Annotated in this window: 2 protein-coding genes; both read left to right on the top strand. The window is 63.0% G+C overall.

The genetic code is table 11. The features are described from left to right. Positions 1–758 (top strand): MoaF C-terminal domain-containing protein (locus EN742_RS35175; protein WP_148670539.1); only part of this gene is annotated, 758 nt, incomplete at its 5' end. A 26-nt stretch (positions 759–784) separates the two neighbouring features. Continuing rightward, on the top strand, positions 785–1,343 hold a 559-nt coding region (locus EN742_RS35170), incomplete at its 3' end, for an aldehyde dehydrogenase family protein (RefSeq protein WP_128333894.1).

Raw genomic sequence — 1,343 nt, 5'->3', positions numbered from 1 at the left:
ACAAGCGCCTCGACACCGTCACCCCCGAGAAGCTGTTTCCTGGTCATGACGCACTGCGGCTCGACGCGACGCTGTCGCTGGTCGGAACGACGCAGGTGCTTTATTTCGCCGACCGGCCGCCACTGTCGATGAGCTTCGAGGACAAGACCGTGCGCTGGACATCCGAGCCGGCCGCCAACGTTGCCTATCCGGTCGGCGAAGCGAGCTACGAAGCGATCGAAGTGCGGCAAGGGTTGCTGGCGGCGACGATCAACCATCCCGAGAGCAATTCCAACGACATGGTGGTTTTCGATCTTGCCGGCAAACGCGCGGTGATCGTCCACTCGGTCATGATGGCTGGTACCTCGACGGTGGCCGAACGCAGCGTCATCATCGAGGCCGGCATCGGAAGCGAGATCGGCGAGCGTTTCGAGCCGACAAAGGAGCTGGTCGGCAAGCGCATCCACTGGACTTACGGCCCGACCCACTTCTTCGAGCATATCTATATCGAGCCGGAACTCTATGTCTGGCACGGCATCATCGGGCCGGAAGCCGGAATGGGCGCGGTGGAACCGACCTCCGTCCGCAAGATCGCCGAGAAACTTTATCTGTTCACCTGGTCCGACCGGGCCACGCCTTTCAACGGCGCCCTCGTGATCGATCTCAACGCAGCACCGAAATCGGCCGGCCGGCTAGTCGGTTGGGATGCGGACAAACGCCTCATCAGCCAGGTGATCGTCGGCGCCACCGGCGTGCTGGTCAACGAAACCAATTATTGAAACCTGCCGGTGCTGGGAGAGATCGCATGAGCGGACTTGGTGAAACGGCAAAGCGGCTGCCACGTGCCGAGCTTTATGTCGGCGGACGGTGGCGTGCGGCGGCGGATCGCGGGGTTCAAACCGTCATCAATCCGAGCACCGGCCAACCGCTCAGCACATTGAGCATGGCGACTGCGGATGACGTGTCCGCCGCCGTGGCTGCCGCGCGCGCGCAATTCGAGACCGGTGAGTGGTCGCGGCTATCAGGATCGGATCGTGGCAGGCTGTTGTGGCGGCTGGCCGACCTCGTCGAGGCCAATCGCGAGAACCTCGCCTATCTCGAGGCAATCGACATTGGGCGTCCCTATTTCGAACCGTTCATGTTCGAGATTCCGCTGGCGGCCGAGACCTTCCGCCATTTCGCCGGCTGGGCCGACAAGATCGGTGGCAGCACCTTCGACCTGCCGGAGTTCGATGGGCGCCAACGCCATTCCTACACGTTGCGACAGCCGATTGGCGTGGTCGGCGCGATCACGCCTTGGAATGCGCCAACGATGATTGCGTCGTGGAAGCTGGGGCCGGCGCTCGCCGCCGGCAACACTGTAG

It is taken from the genome of Mesorhizobium sp. M4A.F.Ca.ET.020.02.1.1 (assembly GCF_004022645.1).
Taxonomy (GTDB): Bacteria; Pseudomonadota; Alphaproteobacteria; order Rhizobiales; family Rhizobiaceae; genus Mesorhizobium.
The sequence above is the reverse complement of the archived record's forward strand: the minus strand, read 5'-3'. Positions and strand labels throughout refer to the sequence as shown.